General features: G+C 64.0%; 27 protein-coding genes and 1 tRNA gene. 16 read left to right on the forward strand and 12 right to left on the reverse strand.

Translation table 11 applies throughout. The annotated features are described in order from the left end of the window. Positions 1-43: 43 nt before the first annotated feature. From Q7C30_RS04770 to Q7C30_RS04785, 4 genes are all read right to left on the reverse strand, one after another. Positions 44-334 carry a PA4642 family protein gene (locus tag Q7C30_RS04770; RefSeq protein WP_317870855.1) on the reverse strand — a complete coding sequence of 97 codons (291 nt, stop codon included), beginning with the start codon at positions 332-334 and terminating at the stop codon, positions 44-46. Positions 335-404: 70 nt separating this feature from the next. Continuing rightward, a complete protein-coding gene (locus tag Q7C30_RS04775) occupies positions 405-875 on the reverse strand; it encodes a hypothetical protein (protein WP_295481169.1) in 471 nt (156 codons plus the stop codon). 152 nt (positions 876-1,027) lie between these two features. Next, positions 1,028-1,501, reverse strand: a complete 474-nt coding sequence (locus tag Q7C30_RS04780; protein WP_039580179.1) for a WbuC family cupin fold metalloprotein — start codon at positions 1,499-1,501, stop codon at positions 1,028-1,030. A gap of 3 nt (positions 1,502-1,504) precedes the next feature. Next, positions 1,505-2,062 (reverse strand): hypoxanthine-guanine phosphoribosyltransferase, encoded by a 558-nt coding sequence (locus tag Q7C30_RS04785; RefSeq protein WP_304484810.1) that lies wholly within the window; start codon positions 2,060-2,062, stop codon positions 1,505-1,507. Positions 2,063-2,226: 164 nt separating this feature from the next. Between Q7C30_RS04785 and upp the strand changes: the two genes are divergently transcribed. Together upp and Q7C30_RS04795 are read left to right on the forward strand one after the other, a co-directional pair. Further along, on the forward strand, positions 2,227-2,865 hold the full coding sequence (gene upp, locus Q7C30_RS04790) for a uracil phosphoribosyltransferase (protein WP_029615105.1): 639 nt from the start codon (positions 2,227-2,229) through the stop codon (positions 2,863-2,865). A 2-nt stretch (positions 2,866-2,867) separates the two neighbouring features. Further along, the gene (locus Q7C30_RS04795) at positions 2,868-4,142 is read left to right on the forward strand and encodes a uracil-xanthine permease family protein (RefSeq protein WP_317870856.1); all 1,275 of its coding nucleotides are present in this window, start codon (positions 2,868-2,870) and stop codon (positions 4,140-4,142) included. A gap of 45 nt (positions 4,143-4,187) precedes the next feature. Here Q7C30_RS04795 and hemH read toward each other — a convergent pair whose 3' ends face one another. Together hemH and Q7C30_RS04805 are read right to left on the reverse strand one after the other, a co-directional pair. After that, complete coding sequence (hemH, locus tag Q7C30_RS04800; RefSeq protein WP_029615103.1) at positions 4,188-5,201, reverse strand: ferrochelatase; 1,014 nt, start codon at positions 5,199-5,201, stop codon at positions 4,188-4,190. 13 nt (positions 5,202-5,214) lie between these two features. Next, complete coding sequence (locus Q7C30_RS04805) at positions 5,215-6,120, reverse strand: TIGR01777 family oxidoreductase (RefSeq protein WP_317870857.1); 906 nt, start codon at positions 6,118-6,120, stop codon at positions 5,215-5,217. A gap of 187 nt (positions 6,121-6,307) precedes the next feature. Between Q7C30_RS04805 and Q7C30_RS04810 the strand changes: the two genes are divergently transcribed. From Q7C30_RS04810 to Q7C30_RS04830, 5 genes are all read left to right on the forward strand, one after another. Continuing rightward, on the forward strand, positions 6,308-7,294 hold the full coding sequence (locus Q7C30_RS04810; RefSeq protein ID WP_317870858.1) for an NAD(P)/FAD-dependent oxidoreductase: 987 nt from the start codon (positions 6,308-6,310) through the stop codon (positions 7,292-7,294). A 95-nt stretch (positions 7,295-7,389) separates the two neighbouring features. Then, positions 7,390-8,355: a DUF523 and DUF1722 domain-containing protein gene (locus Q7C30_RS04815; protein WP_317870859.1), complete on the forward strand. Its 966-nt coding sequence runs from the start codon at positions 7,390-7,392 to the stop codon at positions 8,353-8,355. Next, entirely contained in the window at positions 8,345-9,235 is an 891-nt protein-coding gene (locus Q7C30_RS04820; protein WP_317870860.1) for a MerR family transcriptional regulator, read from the forward strand. Before Q7C30_RS04815 ends, Q7C30_RS04820 begins: the two co-directional genes overlap by 11 nt. A 1-nt stretch (position 9,236) precedes the next feature. Further along, positions 9,237-10,664, forward strand: coding sequence for a deoxyribodipyrimidine photo-lyase (gene phrB / locus Q7C30_RS04825; protein ID WP_317870861.1), 1,428 nt, complete (start codon positions 9,237-9,239; stop codon positions 10,662-10,664). A 10-nt stretch (positions 10,665-10,674) separates the two neighbouring features. Next, complete coding sequence (locus tag Q7C30_RS04830; protein WP_317870862.1) at positions 10,675-11,379, forward strand: SDR family NAD(P)-dependent oxidoreductase; 705 nt, start codon at positions 10,675-10,677, stop codon at positions 11,377-11,379. Positions 11,380-11,415: 36 nt separating this feature from the next. On the opposite strand, the gene murI is transcribed toward Q7C30_RS04830, so the two are convergent. The 5 genes from murI to hemA are packed head-to-tail and all read right to left on the reverse strand — an operon-like array spanning position 11,416 to position 16,144. Further along, positions 11,416-12,216, reverse strand: coding sequence for a glutamate racemase (murI, locus tag Q7C30_RS04835; protein ID WP_317870863.1), 801 nt, complete (start codon positions 12,214-12,216; stop codon positions 11,416-11,418). Next, positions 12,209-12,964, reverse strand: a complete 756-nt coding sequence (locus Q7C30_RS04840) for a molybdopterin-synthase adenylyltransferase MoeB (RefSeq protein WP_317870864.1) — start codon at positions 12,962-12,964, stop codon at positions 12,209-12,211. The genes murI and Q7C30_RS04840 overlap by 8 nt, the downstream gene beginning before the upstream one ends. Further along, positions 12,958-13,788, reverse strand: a complete 831-nt coding sequence (gene prmC / locus Q7C30_RS04845; RefSeq protein ID WP_317870865.1) for a peptide chain release factor N(5)-glutamine methyltransferase — start codon at positions 13,786-13,788, stop codon at positions 12,958-12,960. The genes Q7C30_RS04840 and prmC overlap by 7 nt, the downstream gene beginning before the upstream one ends. After that, complete coding sequence (gene prfA, locus Q7C30_RS04850) at positions 13,788-14,870, reverse strand: peptide chain release factor 1 (protein WP_317870866.1); 1,083 nt, start codon at positions 14,868-14,870, stop codon at positions 13,788-13,790. The genes prmC and prfA overlap by 1 nt, the downstream gene beginning before the upstream one ends. Then, positions 14,867-16,144 (reverse strand): glutamyl-tRNA reductase, encoded by a 1,278-nt coding sequence (hemA, locus tag Q7C30_RS04855; RefSeq protein WP_039580205.1) that lies wholly within the window; start codon positions 16,142-16,144, stop codon positions 14,867-14,869. Before hemA ends, prfA begins: the two co-directional genes overlap by 4 nt. A 239-nt stretch (positions 16,145-16,383) precedes the next feature. Here hemA and Q7C30_RS04860 point away from each other — a divergent pair, with 239 nt between their 5' ends. From Q7C30_RS04860 to ychF, 8 genes are all read left to right on the forward strand, one after another. Continuing rightward, entirely contained in the window at positions 16,384-18,111 is a 1,728-nt protein-coding gene (locus Q7C30_RS04860) for a tetratricopeptide repeat protein (RefSeq protein WP_317870867.1), read from the forward strand. A gap of 3 nt (positions 18,112-18,114) precedes the next feature. Further along, positions 18,115-18,732: a lipoprotein insertase outer membrane protein LolB gene (lolB, locus tag Q7C30_RS04865; protein ID WP_317870868.1), complete on the forward strand. Its 618-nt coding sequence runs from the start codon at positions 18,115-18,117 to the stop codon at positions 18,730-18,732. A gap of 4 nt (positions 18,733-18,736) precedes the next feature. Continuing rightward, entirely contained in the window at positions 18,737-19,597 is an 861-nt protein-coding gene (gene ispE, locus Q7C30_RS04870; protein ID WP_039580213.1) for a 4-(cytidine 5'-diphospho)-2-C-methyl-D-erythritol kinase, read from the forward strand. Positions 19,598-19,617: 20 nt separating this feature from the next. Beyond that, positions 19,618-19,692, forward strand: a tRNA-Gln gene (locus Q7C30_RS04875). A gap of 47 nt (positions 19,693-19,739) precedes the next feature. Further along, positions 19,740-20,681 carry a ribose-phosphate pyrophosphokinase gene (locus Q7C30_RS04880; protein WP_029614333.1) on the forward strand — a complete coding sequence of 314 codons (942 nt, stop codon included), beginning with the start codon at positions 19,740-19,742 and terminating at the stop codon, positions 20,679-20,681. Between the two features lie 121 nt (positions 20,682-20,802). Further along, complete coding sequence (locus Q7C30_RS04885) at positions 20,803-21,402, forward strand: 50S ribosomal protein L25/general stress protein Ctc (protein WP_029614334.1); 600 nt, start codon at positions 20,803-20,805, stop codon at positions 21,400-21,402. A gap of 79 nt (positions 21,403-21,481) precedes the next feature. After that, positions 21,482-22,066 (forward strand): aminoacyl-tRNA hydrolase, encoded by a 585-nt coding sequence (gene pth, locus Q7C30_RS04890; protein WP_295481418.1) that lies wholly within the window; start codon positions 21,482-21,484, stop codon positions 22,064-22,066. Between the two features lie 22 nt (positions 22,067-22,088). After that, the gene (ychF, locus tag Q7C30_RS04895) at positions 22,089-23,189 is read left to right on the forward strand and encodes a redox-regulated ATPase YchF (RefSeq protein WP_029614336.1); all 1,101 of its coding nucleotides are present in this window, start codon (positions 22,089-22,091) and stop codon (positions 23,187-23,189) included. 123 nt (positions 23,190-23,312) lie between these two features. Here the strand turns inward: ychF and Q7C30_RS04900 are convergent, their stop codons facing one another. After that, positions 23,313-23,720 (reverse strand): MerR family DNA-binding transcriptional regulator, encoded by a 408-nt coding sequence (locus tag Q7C30_RS04900; protein WP_317870869.1) that lies wholly within the window; start codon positions 23,718-23,720, stop codon positions 23,313-23,315. A gap of 253 nt (positions 23,721-23,973) precedes the next feature. On the opposite strand from Q7C30_RS04900, the gene Q7C30_RS04905 reads away from it, so the two are divergent. Continuing rightward, a complete protein-coding gene (locus tag Q7C30_RS04905) occupies positions 23,974-25,137 on the forward strand; it encodes an acyl-CoA dehydrogenase family protein (protein WP_029614344.1) in 1,164 nt (387 codons plus the stop codon). The last annotated feature ends 25 nt before the right edge of the window (positions 25,138-25,162 follow it).

Consider the following 25,162-nt stretch of genomic DNA (forward strand, 5'->3'; position numbering starts at 1 on the left):
AGGCGCACGTAATGGAGGAGCGGCGCTCGCCGCTCCTCTGGCCTCATCCCCGCGCCTTGCCGATTACCTCGATGTACTCCGGCGCATTGCGCTGGTCGGCGATGGCCTCGACGAAGGTCTTGCCGTGCTCGTCCTTGCCGTCGACGTCATACCCGGCCTCCACGAAGAACCCCACGAAACGCTCGAAGTCGTCGATGCGCAAGCCGCGATAGGCCTTGATCAGCTTGTGGTGCGAGGGCGAGGTCTGGCCATCGGCCGGCTCGAACTGCAGGAACGTCTTGATGTAGTCGTCGCTGATCTCGTCACCGATAACCTGCTTCTTGTCTTTACGCATTTGCCGACTCCAACGGTGCCATCACGGGCGTTTCAAAGGCGGGCAGTGTACCCGGCGTGCGCCACGGCGCTCAACGCGTACGTACAGTGCCGGTGTGCAGATCGGCCCAGACATGGCCGTTGGCATAGCTGAGGAATTGCACGTAGAGCGTTTCGTTGCGCAGCAGGTCCATGATCACCCGGTAGTCGGCCTGGGGATAATTCAGGGTCAGGGTGCGTGTGGCCTCGTCGTAAGCGGGACGCTTGAGGCTCTTGCCGCCCTCGCCGTCGAAGGTCACCAGCACTTGGCTGATGGTCGCGCCCTTGCTCATCGGCTTGCCCTTCAGGCGCAGGGTCAGCGACGAGGTGATGGGAATCGGCTGTTGATTGGACTGGCGCTGGGCGCCGACCACCACCGAGTAATCGGTGACCTGCAGCAGTTGCTGGGACTCGGGCGCCTGCTGGCGCAGGGAAAGGTCGTCAGGTGGCAGGAACTGGCTGTGCAGCGGTGCAGCAGACAGCGGCAGGCTCAGCGCCAGCAGCAGAGGGATAACGGCACGCATGAGAGGCTCCTTGGCGGGCAGGAGCACTCGAGTGTCCTGTCCTGGAAATAGGCTGTTCACTGTTGGTGGCGCCTTGCCCGAACCCCCAAGTCACTCGCCAAACGTGAACGTATTACCGAGACAGAACCCTAGCATGGCAGGGTCACACGCGATCAGTCGAACTGAGCGCGCATCCAGGCCAGGTACTCGGGCATGCCGTCCTCGCCTTCGCGCGGCGCCCAGGCCGCCATCTCGCCATCGCTGACCGGACGATAAGGCCCGGCCTTGCATTCGAACAGAATACTGTCTTCTTCCAGCACCACCAGCCCGTGGTAGGTGCCCGGCGGCACATCGACGCCCAGGCAGTCGCCCCCGGCCTGCAGCACGCGCGTGTCGGTCACCGCCCCCTGCTCATCGAAGATCAGCAGGCCCAGGCGCCCCTTGAGCACGATCAGCGCCTCGGCCTTGTCTGCGCTCAGGTGGCGATGCGGCGGAATGTAGGTGTGAGTCTGCAGGCCCACCGCCATGCGATGGCAGGGCTCTTCCATGTCATGGAAGTTGTGGTGCTGGCGGCCGCGTGGATTGCTGGCGGCCTTGGCGGCCAGCCCGTCGAACAACGTCTTGTCGATGAAAGCAGGCTGGCGCATGGCTTACATCCCCTTCACGGCGAAGATGCCATTGGCGTTGCGCCAGTAGCCCTTGTAGTCCATGCCGTAACCGAAAATGTAGCGGTCCACGCACGGCAGGCCGACATAGTTGGCCTTCAGGTCCGGGCTGGCCTTGCGGTCATGGTCCTTGTCGATCAGCACGGCGGTGTACACCGAACGCGCGCCGGCATGTTTGCAGAAGTCGATGATCGCGCTGAGGGTGTGGCCCTCGTCGAGGATGTCGTCGACGATCAGCACGTCGCGGTCGATGAACGACACTTCCGGCTTGGCCTTCCAGAACAGCTCACCGCCGCTGGTCTGGTTGCGGTAGCGGGTGGCGTGCAGGTAGGACGCTTCCAGCGGGAACTGCAGGTGGGTGAGCAGCTTGCCGGCGAAGATCAATCCGCCGTTCATCACGCAGAACACCACCGGGTTCTTGTCGTGCAGGTCCTTGCAGATCCGCTCGCCGACTTGGGCGATGGCCGCTTCGACCTGGGCTTCGGTGTACAGGCAATCGGCCTCGCTCATCACTTGGCGGATATGCTCTAGATCGGCGGACATGGCGCTCTCCAGCAGGTGCATTTTGGAAAAGCGGGCAAAGGTACGCACCCGCTCGCCGCAGATCAAGCCTTTATGGACTAACGTGCACAATGACTGCACGACAGCACGGACTGAATAGATTAATCTTACGCGGTTTTTTTGCCCGCCTTCCGGAGCCCTCCCCTATGCCCACTCGTGAGATCCGCCATCCGCTGATCCGCCACAAGCTCGGCCTGATGCGCCGTGCCGATATCAGCACCAAGAATTTTCGCGAACTCGCCCAGGAAGTCGGCGCACTGCTGACCTATGAAGCCACCCAGGACCTGCCCCTGGAAACCTACGAGATCGACGGCTGGTGCGGCAAGGTCCAGGTCGAGAAGATCGCCGGCAAGAAGATCACCGTCGTGCCGATCCTGCGCGCCGGTATCGGCATGCTCGATGGCGTGCTCAGCCTGGTGCCGGGCGCCAAGGTCAGCGCCGTGGGCGTGGCGCGCAACGAGGAAACCCTCGAAGCGCATACCTACCTGGAGAAGCTCGCGCCGGACATCAACCAGCGCCTGGCGCTGATCATCGACCCGATGCTGGCCACCGGCAACTCGATGGTCGCCACCATCGACCTGCTGAAGAAAGCCGGCTGCAAGGAAATCCGCGCCATGGTGCTGGTGGCCGCGCCCGAAGGCATCGAGGTGGTCAACAAGGCGCACCCGGATGTGCAGATCTACACCGCCTCGATCGACCAGCGCCTGAACGAGCACGGCTACATCGTGCCGGGCCTGGGCGATGCCGGCGACAAGATCTTCGGCACCAAGCAGAAGGACGCCTGACCATGCAGGACGGCTACAACGACCCGCTCTGGCGTCAGGTCGTTTCGGGCGCACAGATGCTCTTCGTGGCATTCGGTGCGCTGGTGCTCATGCCGCTGATCACCGGCCTGGACCCCAACGTGGCGCTGTTCACCGCGGGCCTGGGCACGCTGTTGTTCCAATTGGTCACGGGGCGCCAGGTGCCGGTGTTCCTGGCCTCCAGCTTCGCGTTCATCACACCGATCATCCTCGCCAAGGGCCAGTTCGGCCTTGCTGCGACCATGGGCGGGGTAATGGCCGCCGGCTTCGTCTACACCTTCATGGGCCTGATGGTGAAGGTCAAAGGCACCGGTTTCATCGACCGCATGCTGCCGCCGGTCGTCATCGGCCCGGTGATCATCTCCATTGGCCTGGCCATGGCGCCGATCGCCGCCAACATGGCCATGGGCAAGGGCGGCGACGGCAGCGCGTTGATGCCCTACCAGACCGCCATGCTGATCTCCATGCCGGCGCTGCTGACCACCTTGATCGTCGCGGTGTTCGGCAAAGGCATTTTCCGCCTGGTGCCGATCATCGCCGGCGTGCTGGTCGGCTTCGCCTTGTCCTTCGCCTTCGGTGTGGTGGACACGGCGAAGATCGCCGCCGCGCCATGGCTGGAACTGCCCAACTTCACCGCGCCGGAGTTCAACTGGCAGGCGATCCTGTTCATCGTGCCAGTGGCCCTGGCCCCGGCCATCGAGCATATCGGTGGGGTGATCGCCGTGGGCAGCGTGACCGGGCGCGACTACCTGAAAAAGCCCGGTTTGCACCGCACGCTGCTCGGTGACGGCCTAGCCACCACCGCGGCCGGCCTGTTCGGCGGCCCGCCCAACACCACCTATGCCGAAGTGACCGGCGCGGTGATGCTGACCAAGAACTACAACCCGAAGATCATGACCTGGGCGGCGGTGTTCGCCATCACCCTGGCCTTCATCGGCAAGTTCGGCGCGCTGCTGCAAAGCATCCCGGTGCCGGTGATGGGCGGCATTCTGTGCCTGTTGTTCGGCTCGATCGCGGCGGTAGGCATGAACACCCTGATCCGCCACAAGATCGACCTGGCCGAAGCGCGCAACCTGGTGATCGTCTCGGTGACCCTGGTGTTCGGTATCGGCGGCGTATTGATCGGCAGCGGCGACGGCCCCGACGATTGGGGCCTGAAGGGCATCGCGCTGTGCGCGGTAGTGGCCATCGCCCTGAACTTGATTCTGCCGGGCAACGATGGCTGGAAGAACAAGACGCTGGACGATCAGTTGCCTTGAGCCTGCGTTGAACTCACGGGGGCTGCACTGCAGCCCCTGCTGTTTTCACGCCTTCTCGCACATCCCCGCCAGCACCTGCGCCCACTGCGGGTGATCGTTCAGGCACGGCACCAGCACCAACGCTTCGCCGCCGGCCTCGATGAACTGCTCCTTGCCGCGGTCACCGATCTCTTCCAGCGTCTCGATGCAATCAGCGACGAACGCCGGGCACATCACCAACAGCTTCTTCACCCCGGCCGCCGCCAGTTCGTCCAGGCGCGTCTCGGTGTAGGGCTCGATCCATTTGGCCCGCCCCAGACGCGACTGGAACGAGGCCGACCACTTGCCGTCGGGAATGCCTGCCGCCTTGGCGAAGGCGGCCGCACTGGCCAGGCACTGCGAGCGATAGCAGACCTTGCGCACTTGGGGGCAGGCGGTTTCACAGCAATTGGCGCTCTGCAGGCAGTGCGAACCGGTCGGATCGAGCTTCTTCAGATGGCGCTCCGGCAGACCGTGGAAGCTCAGCAGCAGGTGGTCGTACTCCTGCTGCAGATAAGGCTGGGCACTGGCCACCAGCGCGTCGATATAGTCGGGTTCGTCGTAGAAGGGCTGCAGCACTCGCAACTCCATCGCCAGCTTCTGCTCGGCCAGGGTCTTGCGCGCCTGCTCCACCACGGTGGTCACGGTGCTGTCGGCGAACTGTGGGTACAACGGTGCCAGGGTCACCTTGCGCACACCTTGCGCGGCGAGCCGCTCCAGGACCTGGGGCAGCGCCGGCTGGCCGTAGCGCATGGCGACCTCCACCGGACCGTGGGGCCAGTGCGGGGTGATGGCCGCTTGCAGACGGCGGGTCAGCACCACCAGCGGCGAGCCCTCGTCCCACCAGATCGACGCGTAGGCGTGGGCCGACTGTTCCGGGCGCTTGATCAGGATCAGCGACACCAGCAGCCGACGCACCGGCCAGGGCAGGTCGATGACGTAGGGGTCCATGAGGAACTGGTTGAGGTAACGGCGCACGTCGGCAACCGAAGTGGAAGCCGGTGAACCCAGGTTGACCAGCAGCAGGGCGTGATCGGTCATGCAGCGTCCTATGTCAGAGGCGTTCGGACAGATCGTCCAACGCCGATTGCAGATCGTCGAAGCGGAACGTGAAGCCTTCTTCCAGCAACCGTGCCGGGCGGGCCCGCTGTCCACCCAGCAACAAGGTGGACAGCTCGCCCAACCCCGCCTTGAGCAGCAGGGCGGGCACCGGCAGTACGGCCGGTCGATGCAGCGCGCGACCCAGTGCCCTGGCGAACGCCCGGTTGCGCACCGGCTCCGGCGCGCAGGCATTATAGGGACCGCTGGCGTCGGTGCGCTGCAAGAGAAAATCAATCAGGGCGATGTGATCCTCGATATGAACCCACGGCATCCATTGCCGTCCATCGCCCAGCGGCCCGCCCAGGCCGAGTTTGAACGGCAGCCGCAGGCGCGACAAAAAGCCGCCGTCGCCAGCCAGCACCAGCCCGGTTCGCACCAGTACGACTCGCAGTCCCAGCGCTTGGGCGCGTTGGGCGGTTTCTTCCCAGGCGATGCACAACTGGCTGGCGAAATCCTCCTTGACCGGCGGCGACGCCTCGGTCAACTCACGCTCGCCGCCATCGCCATACCAGCCCACTGCAGAGCCGGACACCAGCACCTCGGGGCGCTGCTCACGCGTTTCGAGCCACGCCAGCAGTTGCTCGGTGAGGGTGATACGGCTGGCCCATAGCAGGTGACGGCGCGAAGCCGTCCACGGTCGATCGGCGATGGGCGCACCGGCCAGGTTGACCACCGCATCGACCTGATCGCTCGACGCAATATCCTCCAGCCGAGCGATGCCGCGCACGCCTTCGCCGCAGCGCCGAGGCACCTGGGCGGGATCGCGACTCCAGACGGTCAAGCGATGTCCCTGGCTCAACCAGCGTCGGCACAGATGCCGTCCGATCAAGCCTGTACCCCCTGTCAGCACGATGTGCATGGCTGTGTCCTCGCATGCTGTGGCTATGGTCTATTTTTAACTTCAAGGCACTTTTTCAACCCGACGCTCTCGGATAAACATAGGCCAACCTGTTCCACCGGGTGGAATAACCTTATACAAAACTTCTGCATTGTACAGGTTTGTCTGACAGCGTAGTCTGCTTCCAGCACGGTTCGAAGAGGCCATCATGACAGTACCTATCGCGATCATCGGGGCCGGCATCGCCGGCCTGTCCGCCGCCCAGGCCCTGCAGAAGGCCGGGCAGACCGTGCATGTGTTCGACAAGGGCCATGGCAGTGGCGGGCGCATGGCCGGCAAGCGCAGCGAGGCGGGCGCCCTCGATCTGGGCGCACAGTACTTCACCGCCCGTGATCGACGCTTCGTCGAACACGTGCAGAGCTGGGTCGCCGCCGGTTGGGCGGCGCAATGGAAGCCGCAGCTCTACAACTATCGCGACGGCCAACTCACCCCCTCCCCCGACGAGCAGACCCGCTGGGTCGGTGTACCGCGCATGAGCGCCATCACCCGAGGCCTGCTCGAAGACGTCACCGTGCACTTCGGCTGCCGCATCGCCGAAGTGTTTCGCGGCAAGCAGTTCTGGCACCTGCAGGACACCGAAGGTTGCAGCCACGGCCCCTATAGCCGCGTAGTGATCGCCGTGCCGGCACCGCAGGCCACGCCGCTGCTGGCAGCCACACCCAAGCTGGCGGCGGTTGCCGCGAGCGTGCAGATGGAACCCACCTGGGCGGTCGCGCTGGGCTTCAACGCGGCCTTGAGCACCCCGATGCAAGGCTGCTTCGTGCAGGACAGTCCACTCGACTGGCTGGCGCGCAACCGCAGCAAGCCCGGCCGTGACGAGCACCTCGATACGTGGGTGCTGCATGCGACTTCCGCCTGGAGCCGGCAGCACATCGACCTGCCCAAGGACGAGGTGATCGATACGCTGCATGGTGAGTTCGCCGAACTGGTCGGGTGCGTCGTGCCCGCACCCACCTTTGCCTTGGCCCACCGCTGGCTCTACGCCCGGCCCGCCGGCAGCCATGAGTGGGGCGCGCTCGCCGATGCAGACCAGGGGCTCTACGCGTGTGGCGACTGGTGCCTGTCCGGGCGGGTCGAAGGCGCCTGGCTGAGCGGCCAGGAGGCGGCGCGCCGTCTGCTGGAGCACCTCGAATAGCGTTGTACAAGAAATTCTTCTTGCATAAGTTTTTCGATGTGCTGGAATAGACCTGTACAAGAAATCAACCTTGTACAAGTTTAGGGAGCGGCAGCATGGACCCCCAGCACTCGACAGGTAAACCCCGCATCGCCATCAGCGCCTGCCTCGCCGGCCAGGACGTGCGTTACAACGGCGGTCACAAGGCCTCGGACTTGTGTCAGTCGCTCGACGAGCACTTCGACTGGGTGCCGTTGTGCCCTGAAGTAGCCATTGGCCTGGGCATTCCCCGCGAGGCGATCCGCCTGGTGGGCGACCCTCAGTCGCCGGAAGTGATCAATCCGCGCAATCCCGGCACCGACCTGGCGCCGCCGCTGCGTGCCTATGGCCAGCAGATGGCCGAGGCGCTCGACGATATCTGCGGTTATGTGTTCATGCAGAAATCGCCGTCCTGCGGCCTGGAACGGGTCAAGGTCTATCAAGACAACGGCCGCCCATCGCTGCAAGGCGGCCGCGGTGCCTATGCCCAGGCGTTCTGCGAACGTCGACCGGATCTGCCGGTGGAGGAAGAAGGCCGCCTGCACGACCCGGTGCTGCGCGAGAACTTCATCAGCCGCGTCTATGCCTACGCCGACTGGCAGAATCTGCTGTCGCAGGGCTTGAGCCGCGCGGCCTTGCAGGGTTTCCACGCCCGCTACAAGTACCTGTTGATGGCGCACAATCCCCAGGCCTATCGGCAACTGGGCCACCTGCTCGGCAGCATGACCCGCAACGATGATCCCGACGAGCTCGGTCCGCGTTACTTCACGCAGTTGATGCAGGCCCTGCGCCGCTGTGCCAGCCGCGGCACTCACAGCAATGTGCTGCAGCACTTGTGCGGCTACCTGCGCGATGCCCTGGACGGCAGCGACAAGGCCGAGCTGCAGCATCTGATCGGCCAGTACCAGGAGGGCATCGTCCCGCTCGTGGTACCGCTGACCCTGCTCAAGCATCACCTGCGCAATCACCCCGATCCCTATCTGCTGCAGCAGGCCTACCTGCAACCGCATCCGGAAAGCATGGGGCTGCGCAATGCACTCTGAAGACGACCTGCCCATCGGCGAGCTGGCCCGGCGTACCGGCGTCAACCCAGTGACCCTGCGCGCCTGGGAGCGCCGCTACGGCCTGCTGGTGCCCGACCGCACGCCCAAAGGACATCGCCTGTACCGCGAAGCGCATGTCCAGAAGGTGCAAGAGATTCTGCAATGGCTGGAACGTGGCGCCTCGGTCAGCCAGGTGCGCGACCTGCTGGAGAACAGCGGCAGCGCGACGCCTGTGCTCAACAGCGACTGGCAAGCGCGTTGCGAGAAGCTCATCGACGCCATCGCCAACCTCGCCCAGCGCTCGCTGGACCAGCAGTTGAACCAGGCCATGGCGCTGTACCCGGCCTCGACCCTGTGTGACCAACTGCTGCTGCCCTTGCTCGAGCAACTGGAGCAACGCTGGCGCCATCACTTCGACGCACGGCTGGAACAGGCTTTCTTCCACACCTGGCTGCGCAGCAAGCTGGGAGCGCGGGTCTATCACGACAATCACTCGCTCGAAGGCCCACCGGTGCTGCTGGCCACCACCGCCGAGCAACCGTTCAACGAACGCCTGTGGCTCACCGCTTGGCTGCTGAGCAGCAGTGGCATGGCGGTGGAGATTCTCGAACAGCCGGTGACCGGCAAACAGCTACTGCACGCCATCGACCGCTTGCAACCCAGGGCGTTGGTGCTGCACTTGGGCGCACGACTGGACGTTCCGTCATTGATGCCACTGGCCACTGTCACGCTGGTGAAACTCCTGGGGGGTGCCAGCGCTCCCATACATGAAGAGCGGCTGCGCGCGTTGGGCCTTCCCGCCTCGCAACTGTTCGACACACCCCAGCAAGCCTTGCGTCTGCTCCAGCAGTCGACCTCGAGCTTCAGTGCGAGACCCTGACATGCAATTGATCTGGCTGCGCAGCGATCTGCGCATCGACGACAACACCGCACTGAGCGCTGCCACCCAGCAGGGGCCGACCATTGCCTTGTGGATCGCCAGCCCCGAGCAATGGCAAGCGCACGACGACGCACCGGCCAAGGTCGATTTCTGGCTGCGCAACCTGCGTGACCTGCGCCATGCACTGGACGCCTTGAACATTCCGCTGCTCATCGGCCACACGGACACCTGGCAACAGGTGCCGCAAACAGTGCTAGCGGTCTGTCAGAAGCACAAGGTGCAGACCGTCCATTGGAACGACGAATACGGCCTCAACGAAGCGCAGCGCGATCAGCAGACGCGCCAATGCCTGGAACACGCCGGCATGGCCGTGAAAACGCACCTCGATCAACTGTTCTTCAAGCCCGGCACGCTGCTGACCAAGGCCGGCAACTACTTCCAGGTGTTCGGCCAGTTCCGCAAGGCCTGTCTCGAGCACTTGCACCGCAGCCTGCCCGCCCAGGCCCACCGCGTGAAAGCCCAGGCGCCACTGTCCATCGCCCACGACCCGATCCCGCAGCATATAACCGGTTTCGACAAGCCCGCGCAGAGCATTCGCGACCACTGGCCGGCGGGCGAGCAGGAAGCCCAGGCCCGGCTCGGCCGCTTCGTCGATGAGCTGATCGACGATTACCACGTAGCGCGCGATCTGCCGGCCACGCCCGGCACCAGTCAACTGTCGGCCTACCTGGCCGCTGGCGTGATCTCGCCCCGGCAATGCCTGCATGCCGCCCTGACCAGCAATCGGGGTGAGCTGGACAGTGGCAGTCAGGGTGCACGCACCTGGATCGAAGAGTTGCTGTGGCGCGAGTTCTACAAACACATCCTGGTGGGTTATCCACAGGTGTCGCAGCACAAGGCATTTCGTGCCCATACCGAAGCACTGCCCTGGCGCACTGCGCCGGACGACTTCGAAGCCTGGCAACAGGGTCGCACCGGCATTCCCCTGATCGATGCGGCCATGCGCCAGCTGCTGCACACCGGCTGGATGCACAACCGGCTTCGAATGGTGGTGGCCATGTTCCTGAGCAAGAACCTCTTGATCGATTGGCGCAAAGGCGAGCAACATTTCATGCGTCACCTGATCGACGGTGATCTGGCCGCCAACAACGGCGGCTGGCAGTGGAGCGCTTCGACCGGAACCGATTCAGTGCCCTATTTCCGGATCTTCAACCCTGTAACCCAGTCGCAGCGGTTCGATCCAGACGGGCGATTCATTCGCCACTGGTTACCCGAACTCACGCAACTGGATAACAAGACCATTCATTTGCCAGTGAAATCCTCTGATTTATTTGATACAAGTTGCTACGTCAGCCCGATCGTTGACCTAGGGAAAAGTCGACAAAGAGCACTTGCGGCGTTCAAGGGGCTGTCCGCCGCCTCCAGTTAGGGACGCAGAATTGAGCAGTACTCGTAGTTTCTGGATTACCGGAGCCACCCGTGGGCTCGGAATGGCAATGGCCGAGCAACTGCTCGCCGACGGGCATCGAGTCGCGGTCAGTGGCAGGCACAGTCACGAACTCGAAGCCCTCATCGAGCTTCACGGCGCACGCCTGCTGCACCTGCCGGCCAACCTGCACGAACTCGCCGAGGCCCAATCGGCCGGTCAACGCCTGCAATCGCAGTGGGGCACGCTGGATACCTTGATCATCAATGCAGGCACCTGTGACTACCTGGCCCCGAACCTCCCTGCAGCAGAGATCTTCGAGCAGATCCTGCAGAGCAACTGGCACGCCACCGAACAGGCGTTGGCCAGCGCCCTGCCCTTGCTGGCACGGGGCGAAAATCCCCGAGTGATGGCGATTTTCAGTCGCTACTCGGCCTTGCAGCGCTACTCTCCAGCGCAAAGTCCCGCCGGGCATAACAGTCTGCCGCACTGGCTGCGTGAACAACGCAAGGCATTGGGCGATCTGGGCGTGAAGCTGACGATAGCCGCACCGCAGTCGACCAAATCGCCCGTGAGCAATGCCCTGGCGTTGCCGGAGCAGTGGACGGCCGACAGCGCGGCGCAGCAATTGCTGAGCAAGCTGGACAGCGAGCACCGCGAACTGGTGCTGGAAGTGCTGGATCCGACCTTGCTATGGCCGCTGCCCAGCGAAGACTGAGCGCAACGCGGGCTGAAGCTCAGAGCCGGCTGCGCCTCAGCCGCTGAACGCCATGACCTGCGCCACCGGCGCATCCCACAACGCCGGTAACACCTCGCGCAGCCGCTGCGGCTCGGCACTGCTGAAGAACTCGGCGTCGCGCGCCGGCCCTTCGGCGAGCAGATTCCGGCCCTGCAGCAGACGCTGCAACTGCCTGGCCACGGCAGCGCCGGTATCGATGATCGCCACGTCTTCGGGCACCATCTGCGCCAGCAGCGGGCGCAGGAAAGGGTAATGCGTGCAGCCCAGAATCAGCGTGTCGCAGCCGGCCACCAGCAATGGCTGGACATAGCCCTCCAGCAAGACACGCAGTGGCGGGCTGCTCAAGTCGCCCCGTTCGATCAATTCCACCAATCCCGGACACGGCTGAGTGACGACGCGCACATCGCCTGCGAAGCGATCGAGCAAGGCCGCGAATTTGGCGCTCTGCAAGGTGCCAGTGGTCGCCAGCACGCCGACCACGCCAGAGCGGGTCGCCGCCGCCGCCGGCTTGACCGCAGGCTCCATGCCAACCAATGGCCATTCGGGGTAGCGCTGACGAAGATCGGCTACCGCCGCCACCGTTGCCGTATTGCACGCCAGCACCATGGCCTTGGCGCCACGCGCCCGGAAAAACGCGGCAATGCGCCGGCAGCGCTCGCGGATGTAGTCCGGCGACTTCTCGCCGTAGGGCACATGGCCGCAGTCAGCCACATAGAGCAGCGATTCGGCCGGCAACAGGCGGTGGATATCGGCCAGCACCGACAGACCGCCCACCCCCGAATCCATGACGCCGACCGGCGCCGAGCGCTCAGCCATGGCGGCTGCCGCACACGGCGCACTCTGGGTCGCGCTTGACCCGCAGCTCGCGAAAGCGTGTACCCAGGGCATCGATGAGCAACAGACGTCCCACCAGCGGTTCGCCGAAACCGGCCAACAATTTGAGCGCCTCCAGCGCTTGCAGGCTGCCAACCAGGCCCACCAGCGGGCCGATCACCCCGGCTTCGCTGCAGGTCAATTCGGCTTCGCTGCCATGGCCATACAGGCAGTGGTAACAGGGGCTGTGCGCCTGCCGTGGATCGAACACCGACAACTGCCCTTCCAGGCGAATGGCCGCACCGCTGACCAACGGTTTGCCGGCTGCCACGCACGCCGCGTTGACCGCCTCGCGGGTGGCGAAGTTGTCGCAGCAGTCCAGCACCAGGTTCACGTTGGCCACTGCCGCCGCGAGGGAATCCTCATCCAGGGCCTGGCGATGGGCGACCAGGCGGATCTGCGGATTGATCGCCTGCAAGCGCCGCAGCGCCGAGTCGACCTTGCTCAGCCCGAGGCTGTCGGTGTCATGCAGCACCTGGCGCTGCAGGTTGGTCAGCTCGACCGTGTCGAAATCGGCCAGATGCAGCTCGCCCACGCCTGCGGCCGCCAAGTACAGCGCCACAGGCGAGCCCAGACCACCCAGTCCGACCACCAGCGCCCTGCTCTGCTTGAGCCGCGACTGACCGTCGATATCCACCTGCGCCAGCAGGATCTGGCGACTGTAGCGCAGCAGCTCGTCGTCGCTCAGCACGGCAGGCGGCCCAGACTGATGCGCTCATGACCGCCGAGATCGCGGCGACTGCCGACATCGCTGAAGCCGCTGGCCGTGAGCAATTCACGCACTGCGCTGGCCTGGTCGTAGCCGTGTTCGAGCAGCAGCCAGCCGCCGGCCACCAGGTGCTGGGGCGCCCGGGCAATGATCAGGCGCAGGTCGTCCAGGCCATCGACGCCCGCCACCAGTGCGCTGCTCGGCTCGAAACGCACGTCACCGGCACTCAGGTGCGGGTCTTCGCTGGCGATGTAGGGCGGGTTGCTGATGATCAGGTCGAAGCGCTCACCGGCGAGTGCCTCGAACCAATGGCTGGCGCGCACCTGCACGTTGGCCAGGTGCAGACGCTGGCGGTTACGCTCGGCCAAGGCCACGGCCTCCTCGACACGGTCCACGGCCGTCACCTGCCAGGCCGGACATTCGCTGGCCAGGGCCAAGGCGATGGCCCCGGTGCCGGTGCCCAGGTCCAGTACCTGCGCAACGCTTGCCGGCAGCAACTCCAGCGCTGCCTCCACCAACAGCTCGGTGTCAGGCCGAGGAATCAGGGTGTGGGGCGCCACTTCCAGATCGAGTTTCCAGAAACCCTGGTGCCCCAGAATGTAGGCCACCGGCTCGCCGGCGCGGCGGCGCTCCAGCCAGGCGGCGTAGGTGTCGGCCGCCTCGCTGCTGACGATGCGCTCGGGCCAGGTGTGCAGGTAGCTGCGCGACTTGCCCAGGGCCGCAGACAACAGCAGCTCGGCGTCCAGACGCGCGCTGGAGGAGTCGGGCAACTGCGCATTGCGCAACAGGCTGGCGATGATGGTCATCAGTCCCCCAGGGCGGCCAGTTGATCGGCCTGGTATTCGGCGAGCAAGGGCTCGATCACGGCATCGACGCCGCCGGCGAGCACATCGTCCAGCGAATACAGCGTCAGGTTGATGCGGTGGTCGGTCACCCGGCCCTGTGGATAATTGTAGGTGCGGATACGCTCGGAACGATCGCCCGAGCCGACCAGCAACTTGCGTTCGCTGGCGATGGCGTTCTGCGCGGCGCTGGTCTGCAGGTCATTGAGCTTGGCCGACAGCCAGGACAGGGCACGGGCACGGTTCTTGTGCTGGGATCGCTCTTCCTGGCACTCGACCACGATGCCGGTCGGCAGGTGCGTGATGCGAATGGCCGAGTCGGTCTTGTTGACGTGCTGACCGCCCGCGCCCGAGGCACGGTAGGTGTCCACGCGCAGGTCGGCCGGGTTGATCTCGATCGCCGCCTGCTCGTCGGGCTCGGCGAGTACCGCCACGGTGCATGCCGAGGTGTGGATACGGCCCTGCGACTCGGTTTCCGGCACACGTTGCACGCGGTGCGCGCCGGACTCGAACTTGAGCTTGGCGTAAACGTTGTCGCCCTCGACGCGGGCGATGATCTCCTTGTAACCGCCGTGCTCGCCTTCGTTCTCCGACAGGATTTCCAGGCGCCAGCCGCGCTTTTCGGCGTAACGCGAGTACATGCGGAACAGGTCGCCGGAGAAGATGGCGGCCTCGTCACCGCCGGTCCCGGCGCGGATTTCCAGAAATACGTTGCGCCCGTCATTGGGGTCTTTGGGCAGCAGCATGCGCTGCAGTTGCGCCTCCAGGGCCAGCAGTTGTTCCTTGGCCTCGCGCACTTCCTCCACGGCCATTTCGCGCAGGTCAGGGTCGCTGTCCTTGAGCAGCGCCTGGGCGCCCTCCAGGTCGTCCTGCACCTTGCGCCAGGCGCTGTAGGCGACGAACACCGGCTCGACTTCGGCGTACTCACGGGAATAGGCGCGAAAGCGACTCTGGTCGGAAATGACCTCGGCATCGCCCAGCAGGGCGGTGAGTTCTTCGAAGCGGTCCTGGAGAATCTCCAGTTTTTTCAGCAGCGACGCTTTCATTGCGGGGTCTTGTCCGTGGCGCCTTCGTGAAGGGCAAAGAGTTCCTGGGCCATGGCCAGCGCATCGACGCGGCCTTCGGCGGAGAGCTTCTTCAGTTGCACGCTGGGGGCGTGCAGAAGCTTGTTGGTCAGACCGCGAGCCAACTGGGCGAGCACCTCTTCGGGGTTGCCGCCGTTGGCCAGCAGGCGCTGGGCCTTGTGCAGTTCTTCGTCGCGCAGGCGCTCGCTCTGCTGGCGATAGGCCTTGAGCACGTCCACCGCCGCCAGCTCGCGCAGGCGCCCCATGAAATCCTCGGCGCCGACACTCACCAGCTCTTCGGCAGCCTGGGCCGCGCCCTGGCGACTCTTGAGGTTTTCCGCGACCACTTCGTGCAAGTCGTCGACGGTGTACAGGTAGACGTCGTCCAGATCGCCCACCTGCGCCTCGATGTCGCGCGGCACGGCGATGTCGACCATGAAGATCGGCTTGTGGCGGCGCTGCTTGAGCGCACTTTCCACCGCGCCTTTGCCGAGGATCGGCAACTGGCTGGCCGTGGAGCTGATGACGATGTCGCTGTGGGCCAACTCCTGTGGAATGTCGGCCAGCAGCACCGCATGGGCGCCGAACTGTTCGGCCAGCAGGCTGGCGCGCTCCAGGGTGCGGTTGGCCACCACGATGCGCTTGACCCCCTGCTCGTGCAGGTGACGGGCGACCAGGGTGATGGTCTCGCCGGCGCCGATCAGCAGCGCCTGGCTGCGTCCGAGGTCGGCGAAGATCTGCTTGGCCAGGCTGACCGCCGCAAAGGCCACCGACACCGGGTTTTCGCCGATGGCGGTGTCGGTGCGCACCTGTTTGGCGGCGCTGAAGGTGGCCTGGAACAAACGCCCTAGCAGCGGACCGATGGTGCCGGCCTCGCGCGCCACGGCATAGGCCGACTTCATCTGGCCGAGGATCTGCGGCTCGCCCAGCACCAACGAGTCGAGCCCGGACGCCACACGCATCATGTGCCGGACCGCGTCGTGCTCCTCGTGGATGTAGGCGCTGGCGCGCAGTTCGTCCAGGCTCAAGCGATGGTAGTGGGCCAGCCACTGCAACACGTCGTCGGCGCTGAGCTGATCCTGTTCTATATAGAGTTCGCTGCGGTTGCAGGTGGAGAGGATCGCCGCCTCGCGGCTGGCGGTCATTCGGCAGAGCTGCTGCAGGGCGTCGACCAGCTGCTCGGGCGTAAACGCCACGCGCTCGCGTACGTCGACCGAGGCAGTCTTATGGTTGATACCGAGGGCAAGAAAGGCCATGCAAGATCGCTGGTGGGGACGGGAAGCCGATAATTGTCCTACTTCGCAGGATTCAGGACAACCACCGTTCGCTATCGCGACCATGACCATCGTCTATAGACAGCGCACCCGATGACAGCCGCGTACGAGACCGGTCGCCGAACGTCCCGGGCCCGGCACGGTCACACACTACGCAGGTGGGTTTGCCCCCACGCTTGTGTCATCATGCTCCGACCGCCGGTTAGTCCTCCAAAGCCCCTATGAACAGATCCTACGCATTGCTGCTTGCCTTCGCCCTGCTCCAGGGCTGCCAGAGCCTGGTCCCGCACAAGAGCGAGGAACAGCCGGCCGTTGCCAAGGCCGACAAGCCCGAAGCCAAACCGCCGGTGGTCTATGGATCGTTCAAGCCCGACACCCTCTATAGCCTGTTGGTGGCCGAGCTCGCTGGCCAGCGCAACCGCTTCGACATCGCCCTGGCCAACTATGTCGACCAGGCGCAGAAGACCCAGGACCCCGGTGTTTCCGAACGCGCCTACCGCATCGCCGAGTACCTCGGCGCCGACGAGCCGGCCCTGGACACCGCGCTGATCTGGGCACGCAACGACCCACAGAACCTCGACGCGCAGCGTGCCGCGGCCATTCAACTGGCCCGCGCCGGACGCTACGACGATTCCATGGCCTACATGGAGAAGGTGCTTCAGGGCCAGGGCGACACCCATTTCGATTTCCTCGCGCTCTCGGCCGCCGAAACCGACCAGGCGACCCGCGACGGTCTGCTCAAGAGCTTCGATCGTCTGCTGGTGAAGTACCCGGACAACGGTCAACTGGTGTTCGGCAAGGCCTTGCTGCTCAACCAGGACGACAAGACCGAACAGGCGCTCGACCTGCTGGAACAGCACCCGCCGCGCAACGGCGAAATCGCGCCGATCCTGCTGCGCGCACGCCTGCTGCAAACCCTCGAGCGCGGCGACGAAGCGCTGCCGCTGCTGCGCACGGCGATCCGCGACAACCCCGAGGACAAGCGCCTGCGCATCACCTACGCGCGCACGCTGGTCGAGCAGAACCACATCAGCGAAGCCAAGGCCGAGTTCGAGAACCTGCTGCAGCAGTACCCCGATGACGACGAACTGCGTTATTCGCTGGCACTGGTGAGCATGGAGAACAAAGACTGGGATGAAGCCGAAGGCTATTTGCAGGAAATGGTCGAACGCGACAGCAACGTTGACGCCGCGCACCTGAACCTGGGACGCATCCGCGAAGAGCGCAACCTGCCAGCCGCCGCCCTGCGCGAATATGCGCTGGTAGGTCCTGGCCCGGATTACCTGCCCGCGCAATTGCGCCAGGCCGACATCCTCATCGCCAACGGCCGCAGCGCCGAGGCCTCGCGTCACCTGGCCGAAGCCCGTGAAGCACAGCCCGACTACGCGATCCAGTTGTACCTGATCGAAGCCGAGACCCTGGGCAACAATGGCAAGGAAGACCAGGCCGACCAGGTGCTGCAGCAGGCGATCAAGCGTTACCCCGATGACCTCAACCTGCTCTACACCCGCGCCATGCTGGCGGAAAAGCGCGACGACATCGTGCAGATGGAGCAGGACTTGCGCGCCATCATCACCCGCGAGCCGGAAAACGCCATGGCCCTCAATGCCCTGGGCTACACCCTCGCCGACCGCACCACCCGCTACGGCGAAGCCAAGGCGCTGATCGAGAAAGCCAGCCAGATCACCCCCGATGACCCCGCCGTGCTCGACAGTTTGGGCTGGGTCAATTATCGCCTGGGCCATCTGGACGAGGCCGAGCGCCTGCTGCGCCAGGCCCTCGAGCGCCTGCCCGACCCCGAAGTGGCCGCCCACCTGGGCGAAGTGCTGTGGGCCAATGGCAAGCGCCGCGAGGCCCGCCAGGTGTGGGCCAAGGCCTTCGCCGAGCAGCCCGACAACCCCATTCTGCGCAAGACCGTCCTGCGCCTGACCGGATCCGAGACCCTCTGAACCATGCCTGTGCGTCATCTTCTTACCTTCGCCCTCATCGCCCTGCTGGCCGGCTGTGCCGGCATGGGCGCCCGTGAAGCCGTGCAGGGCAAGGGCAGCCCGCAACTGTGGCGCGAGCACAAGCAGCAGTTGAGCAGCCTCGACGGCTGGCAGATCAACGGCAAGGTCGGCATCCGCGCCCCGCGCGACTCTGGCAGCGGCACGCTGTTCTGGCTGCAGCGCCAGGACTACTACGACATTCGCCTGGCCGGCCCGCTCGGCCGCGGTGCCGCGCGCCTGACCGGGAGACCCGGCGGCGTGGTGCTGGAAGTGGCCAACCAGGGCCGCTACGAGGCCACCAGTCCCGAGGCCCTGCTCGAAGAACAACTCGGCTGGCGCCTGCCGGTGTCGCACCTGGTGTGGTGGGTACGTGGCCTGCCGGCCCCCGATAGCAAAAGCCAGCTCACCCTCGATGGCGACAGCCGCCTGGCGCGTCTGACCCAGGATGGCTGGGAGGTGGAGTACCTGAGCTACAGCGAGCAGAACGGCTACTGGCTGCCCGAGCGCCTCAAGCTGCACGGCGAGAACATCGATGTGACCTTGGTGATCAAGGACTGGCAGCCGCGTCAGTTGGGGCACTGAACCGATGTCCCGACTCACCCTGCCCGCCCCGGCCAAGCTCAACCTGTGGCTGCACATCACCGGGCGTCGCGCCGATGGCTATCACGAACTGGAAACCGTATTCCAGTTCCTCGACCACGCTGACGAATTGACCTTCGAGCGGCGTGACGACGGCCAGATCCGCCTGCACACCGCCATCGACCACGTACCCCACGACAGCAACCTGATCGTGCGCGCCGCCCGCGCGCTGCAAGCGCAGTCCGGCTGCGGCCTGGGCGCCGATATCTGGCTGGACAAGGTTCTGCCCATGGGCGGCGGCATCGGTGGCGGCAGTTCCGATGCCGCCACTACCCTTCTAGCCCTGCACCATCTCTGGCAGCTCGACTGGAGCGTCGATCGTCTGGCTGCGCTCGGCCTGACCCTGGGCGCCGATGTGCCGGTGTTCGTCCGTGGGCACGCGGCCTTCGCCCAGGGCGTGGGCGAGCAGCTCACGCCGGTCGATCCACCCGAGCCTTGGTATGTGGTGTTGGTGCCGCAAGTGTCTGTCAGCACAGCGGAAATTTTTTCGCATCCAGAGTTGACACGTGATTCCCTCCCCCTTAAGATGCGCCCCGTTCCCGAGGGAAACAGTCGAAATGACTGCCAACCGGTGGTAGAGCAACGGTATCCAGAAGTTCGCAATGCGCTGAATTCACTGGGTAAATTCACCGAAGCTCGAATGACCGGCACTGGAAGTTGTGTGTTTGGGGCCTTCCCAAGCAAAGCCGAAGCTGGTAGAGTTCTGGCCCTTCTTTCAGCGACCCAAGCAGGGTTTGTGGCAAAGGGAAGCAACGTTTCGATGTTGCATCGCAAGCTGCAGAGTCTGATCAAGAAGTCGAGCGCATAAGCGTTCGCAGCAACAGATACAGGGGCGTCGCCAAGCGGTAAGGCAGCAGGTTTTGATCCTGCCATGCGTTGGTTCGAATCCAGCCGCCCCTGCCATTTTCCTTATACTCATCCAGGTTACCCTCAGCCTTCAGGTACTGCGCGTGTCCAAGATGATGGTCTTCACGGGGAATGCCAACCCCGATCTGGCTCGGCGTGTCGTACGTCAGCTGCATATCCCACTGGGTGATGTTTCTGTCGGCAAGTTCTCCGACGGCGAAATCAGCACTGAGATTAATGAGAACGTCCGCGGTAAGGACGTGTTTATCATTCAGCCGACCTGCGCCCCGACCAACGATAATCTGATGGAACTGGTAGTGATGGCCGACGCCTTCCGCCGCTCCTCAGCTTCGCGAATCACCGCCGTGATTCCCTACTTCGGATACGCCCGCCAGGACCGTCGTCCGCGTTCGGCACGTGTAGCCATCAGCGCCAAAGTGGTCGCTGACATGCTCACTGTCGTGGGTATCGACCGTGTACTCACCGTCGACCTGCACGCAGACCAGATCCAGGGGTTCTTCGATATCCCCGTCGACAACATCTACGGCTCGCCCGTACTGGTCGACGACATCGAAGACCAGCGTTTCGATAACCTCATGATCGTTTCCCCCGACATCGGTGGCGTGGTGCGTGCGCGCGCCGTGGCCAAGTCGCTGGGCGTCGATCTGGGGATCATCGACAAACGCCGCGAGAAAGCGAACCACTCCGAGGTGATGCATATCATCGGCGACGTCGAAGGACGCACCTGCATCCTGGTAGACGACATGGTCGACACCGCCGGCACCCTGTGCCACGCGGCCAAGGCCCTGAAAGACCACGGCGCTGCCAAGGTCTACGCCTATTGCACTCACCCGGTACTGTCGGGTCGTGCGATCGAGAACATCGAGAAGTCGGTACTCGACGAGCTGGTGGTGACCAACACCATCCCGCTGTCTGCCGCTGCTCAGGCCTGTGACCGTATCCGCCAGTTGGATATCGCACCGGTCGTCGCTGAAGCGGTCCGCCGCATCAGCAACGAAGAATCGATCAGCGCGATGTTCCGCTAAGCGGAACGCACGCTGACGAAAAGCGCCCCGCCCCAACACCCGTTGTTGGGGCGGGGCTTTTTTGCCATCCCCGTTGACGCTGGTCGCAAACGTCCTCGGGGGGCTATTTTGGAGAAACACAATGAACGAATTCACCCTGAACGCCCAAGCGCGTACTGACCTGGGGAAAGGTGCGAGCCGCCGCCTGCGTCACTCGCTGAGCATCCCTGCCGTTGTCTACGGTGGTAACAAGGACGCCGAGTCCCTGACCATCCTGACCAAGGAAATCACCAAGCTGTTCGAAAACGAGGCTGCCTTCAGCCACGTTCTGGAACTGAACGTCGACGGCAAGAAGCAGAACGTCCTGGTCAAGGCACTGCAGCGTCACCCAGCCAAAGGCTTCATCATGCACGCCGACTTCGTCCGCGTCGTGGCTGGCCAGAAGCTGACCGCCAAGGTCCCGGTTCACTTCATCGGCGAAGAAGCGCCGGTCAAGAAAGGCGGTGAAGTCTCCCACGTAGAAAACGAAATCGAAGTTTCCTGCGAAGCGAAAGACCTGCCTGAGTTCATCGAAGTCGACCTGGCAAACGCTGAAATCGGCACCATCATCCACCTGTCCGATCTGAAAGCGCCGAAAGGCGTTGAATTCGTCGCACTGGCCCACGGTGATGACAAGGCTATCGCCAACGTTCACGCACCACGCGTGTCCGCTGAAGCCGAAGAAGAAGGCGCTGCCGAGTAATCCACTCGCGCGCCGGTGTCGGTCGGGTTACAGTGCCGCGCGCCCTGTAACCCCGCCACTCCAAGGAAGAGTCCCTGACGTGACCGCCATCCAGTTGATCGTCGGCCTGGGTAACCCCGGCCCCGAATACGAACAGACCCGGCATAACGCAGGGGCTCTTTTCGTTGAACGCCTTGCCAACGCCCAGCGCGTGTCGCTGACCGTCGACAAGAAGTATTTCGGCCTGACGGCTAAGTTCAGCCATCAAGGCCAAGACGTTCGTCTGCTCATCCCCACCACCTACATGAATCGCAGCGGCCAGTCCGTGGCGGCTCTGGCGAATTTCTTCCGCATCAAGCCGGAAGCGATCCTGGTGGCGCATGACGAACTCGACCTGCCCCCAGGCGTCGCCAAGCTCAAGCGCGGCGGTGGACACGGCGGGCATAACGGCCTGCGCGACATCATCGCGCAGCTCGGCAACCAGAACGACTTCCACCGCCTGCGGCTTGGCATCGGCCACCCGGGCGATGCAAAACTGGTCTCCAACTTCGTCCTGGGCCGCGCGCCGCGCGCCGAGCAGGACAAGCTCGACACCAGCATCGATTTTGCCCTCGGCGTGCTGCCGGACGTCCTGGCCGGCGACTTCGCCAAGGCCATGCGCGAGCTGCACAGCCAGAAGGCCTGACTCTCTAGAAAGGGGAATTCCCATGGGTTTCAATTGCGGCATCGTCGGCCTGCCCAACGTCGGCAAGTCCACCCTGTTCAACGCCCTGACCAAATCTGGTATCGCGGCGGAGAACTTCCCTTTCTGCACCATCGAGCCGAACAGCGGCATCGTGCCCATGCCCGACGCCCGCCTGGCGGCGCTGGCCGAGATCGTCAAGCCCAACCGCATCCTGCCGACCACCATGGAGTTCGTCGACATCGCCGGTCTGGTCGCCGGCGCCTCGAAGGGTGAAGGCCTGGGCAACAAGTTCCTGGCCAACATCCGCGAGACCGACGCCATCGCTCACGTGGTGCGCTGCTTCGAAGACGAGAACGTGATTCACGTTTCCAACAGCGTCGACCCCAAGCGCGACATCGAGATCATCGACCTGGAACTGATCTTCGCCGACCTCGACAGCTGCGAGAAACAGTTGCAGAAAGTCGCGCGCAACGCCAAGGGCGGCGACAAGGAAGCCCTGGCGCAGAAAGCCATCCTCGAGCAATTGATCCCGCACTTCACCGAAGGCAAGCCCGCGCGCAGCCTGATGAAGCACATGAGCGCCGATGAAAAGGCCGTGGTGCGTGGCTTCCACCTGCTGACCAGCAAGCCGGTGATGTACATCGCCAACGTGGCCGAAGACGGCTTCGACAACAACCCGCACCTGGACGTGGTCAAGGCCATCGCCGAGGAAGAAGGCGCGGTGGTGGTGCCGGTGTGCAACAAGATCGAAGCCGAGATCGCCGAGCTCGACGACGGCGAAGAGAAGGACATGTTCCTCGAAGCCCTGGGCCTGGAAGAGCCCGGCCTGAACCGGGTGATCCGCGCGGGTTACGAGCTACTCAACCTGCAGACCTACTTCACCGCTGGCGTGCAGGAAGTTCGCGCCTGGACCGTGCGCGTCGGCGCTACCGCCCCGCAGGCTGCCGGCGTGATCCACACCGACTTCGAGAAAGGCTTCATCCGCGCCGAAGTGGTTGCCTATGACGACTTCATCCAGTTCAAGGGTGAAGCCGGTGCCAAGGAAGCCGGTAAATGGCGCCTGGAAGGCAAGGACTACATCGTCAAAGATGGCGACGTGATGCACTTCCGTTTCAACGTCTGAGCCAGCGTTCCGGTCCTGTCGGATCGCACCACGAACCCCTGTCGGGCTGACGCCTGACAGGGGTTTTTCTTTGTCTGAAAGTTTTTGCGTGCACTGCTGAATGTCACTGCGGATGGCGCTGATTCAACCTGGAACGTCCTCTTCCTGCACCGTGCTTTTACCCTGCAACGCCGCCCGACACCGCTCCTCGGCGATATCCAGCTCCAACTGCATCTGTTGAATGTCCAACAGCTGCTGATCGAGTTGCATCCGCCGCTCGGTGATCTTGCCCAGCATGTTGGTGAGCTGGTTGCTGTTGTCGCCTTGCGGGTCGTACAGCTCGATCAGCGCCTTGCATTCGGCAAGAGAAAAGCCGATGCGCTTACCGCGCATGATCAGCTTGAGGGTGACGCGGTCCTTGGGGGTGTAGATGCGCTCCTGGCCACGCCGACTCGGCGCCAGCATGCCCTGCTCTTCGTAGAAACGAATGGTCCGGGTGGTCACGTCCAGCTCGCGTGCCAGCTCGGAAATGCTGTAGGTCTTGGCAGCCACGTTGAATCCTTTTAAGAAAGAGCACGAGCTCCAGGCGCAGCGACTTGGGCTCGCAAAAGCGGTAGACCGACGCTAGCAACTCATTACGTTAACGTCAACGCATGATGCCACCACCACCCAATCCCTCAATTCACCGAGGTGCGGTAAGCACATCGACCTGTTGACACATTTCCGCTGCAAGTTTACGTTAACGTAAAGTGAAAATCGAACGACGTATGTCCCTCCCTCATCCGAACAATAATCAAGGTGAGCCATGACCTACCCCAGCCTGAACTTCGCCTTGGGCGAAACCCTCGACATGCTCCGCGAGCAAGTGCAGAGCTTCGTCGCCGCCGAACTGGCGCCACGCGCCAGCGCCATCGATGCTGAAAACCAGTTCCCTGCGGACCTGTGGCGCAAGTTCGGTGACATGGGGCTGCTCGGCATCACCGTCGACGAGCAATACGGCGGCTCCGGCATGGGCTACCTGGCGCACGTCATCGCCATGGAAGAAATCAGCCGCGGCTCGGCTTCGGTGGCCTTGTCCTACGGGGCCCACTCCAACCTGTGCGTCAACCAGATCAAGCGCAACGGCAATGCCGACCAGAAAGCCCGCTACCTGCCAAAGCTGGTCAGCGGCGAGCACGTCGGTGCCCTGGCCATGAGCGAGCCGAATGCCGGTTCCGATGTGGTCAGCATGAAACTGCGCGCCGAAAAGCGCGGTGAGCGCTATGTGCTCAATGGCTCCAAGACCTGGATCACCAATGGCCCGGATGCCAACACCTACGTGATCTACGCCAAGACCGACCTGGACAAGGGCGCCCATGGCATCACCGCGTTCATCGTCGAGCGCGACTGGAAAGGCTTCACCCGCAGCCAGAAGTTCGACAAGTTGGGCATGCGCGGCTCCAACACCTGCGAACTGTTCTTCGACGACGTCGAGGTGCCCGAGGAAAACATCCTCGGCCAGGAGAATGGCGGCGTGCGCGTGCTGATGAGCGGCCTGGACTACGAACGCGTGGTGCTCTCCGGTGGGCCGGTCGGCATCATGCAGGCCGCGATGGACGTGGTGGTGCCGTACATCCACGACCGCAAGCAGTTCGGCCAGAGCATCGGCGAGTTCCAGCTCATCCAGGGCAAGATCGCCGACATGTACACCCAGCTCAATGCCAGCCGCGCCTACCTCTACGCCGTCGCCCAGGCCTGCGACCGTGGCGAGACCACGCGCAAGGATGCCGCCGGGGTGATCCTCTACACCGCCGAGCGCGCCACGCAGATCGCCCTGGAAGCGATCCAGATCCTCGGCGGCAATGGCTACATCAACGAGTTCCCCACCGGGCGCCTGCTGCGCGATGCCAAGCTCTACGAGATCGGTGCCGGCACCAGCGAAATCCGCCGCATGCTGATCGGTCGCGAGCTGTTCAACGAGACCCGTTGAAATCGCCGCACGCTCAAGCATCACT

It is taken from the genome of Pseudomonas sp. RAC1 (assembly GCF_030658255.1).
Classification (GTDB): domain Bacteria; phylum Pseudomonadota; class Gammaproteobacteria; order Pseudomonadales; family Pseudomonadaceae; genus Aquipseudomonas; species Aquipseudomonas boreofloridensis.

What these genes read in the sequence shown, in the direction of transcription:
- Q7C30_RS04770 (WP_317870855.1), bottom strand. Translation starts at nt 334, where the DNA reads ATGCGTAAAGACAAGAAGCAGGTTATCGGTGACGAGATCAGCGACGAC.
- Q7C30_RS04775 (WP_295481169.1), bottom strand. Translation starts at nt 875, where the DNA reads ATGCGTGCCGTTATCCCTCTGCTGCTGGCGCTGAGCCTGCCGCTGTCT.
- Q7C30_RS04780 (WP_039580179.1), bottom strand. Translation starts at nt 1,501, where the DNA reads ATGCGCCAGCCTGCTTTCATCGACAAGACGTTGTTCGACGGGCTGGCC.
- Q7C30_RS04785 (WP_304484810.1), bottom strand. Translation starts at nt 2,062, where the DNA reads ATGTCCGCCGATCTAGAGCATATCCGCCAAGTGATGAGCGAGGCCGAT.
- upp (WP_029615105.1), top strand. Translation starts at nt 2,227, where the DNA reads ATGCCCACTCGTGAGATCCGCCATCCGCTGATCCGCCACAAGCTCGGC.
- Q7C30_RS04795 (WP_317870856.1), top strand. Translation starts at nt 2,868, where the DNA reads ATGCAGGACGGCTACAACGACCCGCTCTGGCGTCAGGTCGTTTCGGGC.
- hemH (WP_029615103.1), bottom strand. Translation starts at nt 5,201, where the DNA reads ATGACCGATCACGCCCTGCTGCTGGTCAACCTGGGTTCACCGGCTTCC.
- Q7C30_RS04805 (WP_317870857.1), bottom strand. Translation starts at nt 6,120, where the DNA reads ATGCACATCGTGCTGACAGGGGGTACAGGCTTGATCGGACGGCATCTG.
- Q7C30_RS04810 (WP_317870858.1), top strand. Translation starts at nt 6,308, where the DNA reads ATGACAGTACCTATCGCGATCATCGGGGCCGGCATCGCCGGCCTGTCC.
- Q7C30_RS04815 (WP_317870859.1), top strand. Translation starts at nt 7,390, where the DNA reads ATGGACCCCCAGCACTCGACAGGTAAACCCCGCATCGCCATCAGCGCC.
- Q7C30_RS04820 (WP_317870860.1), top strand. Translation starts at nt 8,345, where the DNA reads ATGCACTCTGAAGACGACCTGCCCATCGGCGAGCTGGCCCGGCGTACC.
- phrB (WP_317870861.1), top strand. Translation starts at nt 9,237, where the DNA reads ATGCAATTGATCTGGCTGCGCAGCGATCTGCGCATCGACGACAACACC.
- murI (WP_317870863.1), bottom strand. Translation starts at nt 12,216, where the DNA reads ATGGCTGAGCGCTCGGCGCCGGTCGGCGTCATGGATTCGGGGGTGGGC.
- prmC (WP_317870865.1), bottom strand. Translation starts at nt 13,788, where the DNA reads ATGACCATCATCGCCAGCCTGTTGCGCAATGCGCAGTTGCCCGACTCC.
- prfA (WP_317870866.1), bottom strand. Translation starts at nt 14,870, where the DNA reads ATGAAAGCGTCGCTGCTGAAAAAACTGGAGATTCTCCAGGACCGCTTC.
- hemA (WP_039580205.1), bottom strand. Translation starts at nt 16,144, where the DNA reads ATGGCCTTTCTTGCCCTCGGTATCAACCATAAGACTGCCTCGGTCGAC.
- Q7C30_RS04860 (WP_317870867.1), top strand. Translation starts at nt 16,384, where the DNA reads ATGAACAGATCCTACGCATTGCTGCTTGCCTTCGCCCTGCTCCAGGGC.
- lolB (WP_317870868.1), top strand. Translation starts at nt 18,115, where the DNA reads ATGCCTGTGCGTCATCTTCTTACCTTCGCCCTCATCGCCCTGCTGGCC.
- ispE (WP_039580213.1), top strand. Translation starts at nt 18,737, where the DNA reads ATGTCCCGACTCACCCTGCCCGCCCCGGCCAAGCTCAACCTGTGGCTG.
- Q7C30_RS04885 (WP_029614334.1), top strand. Translation starts at nt 20,803, where the DNA reads ATGAACGAATTCACCCTGAACGCCCAAGCGCGTACTGACCTGGGGAAA.
- ychF (WP_029614336.1), top strand. Translation starts at nt 22,089, where the DNA reads ATGGGTTTCAATTGCGGCATCGTCGGCCTGCCCAACGTCGGCAAGTCC.
- Q7C30_RS04905 (WP_029614344.1), top strand. Translation starts at nt 23,974, where the DNA reads ATGACCTACCCCAGCCTGAACTTCGCCTTGGGCGAAACCCTCGACATG.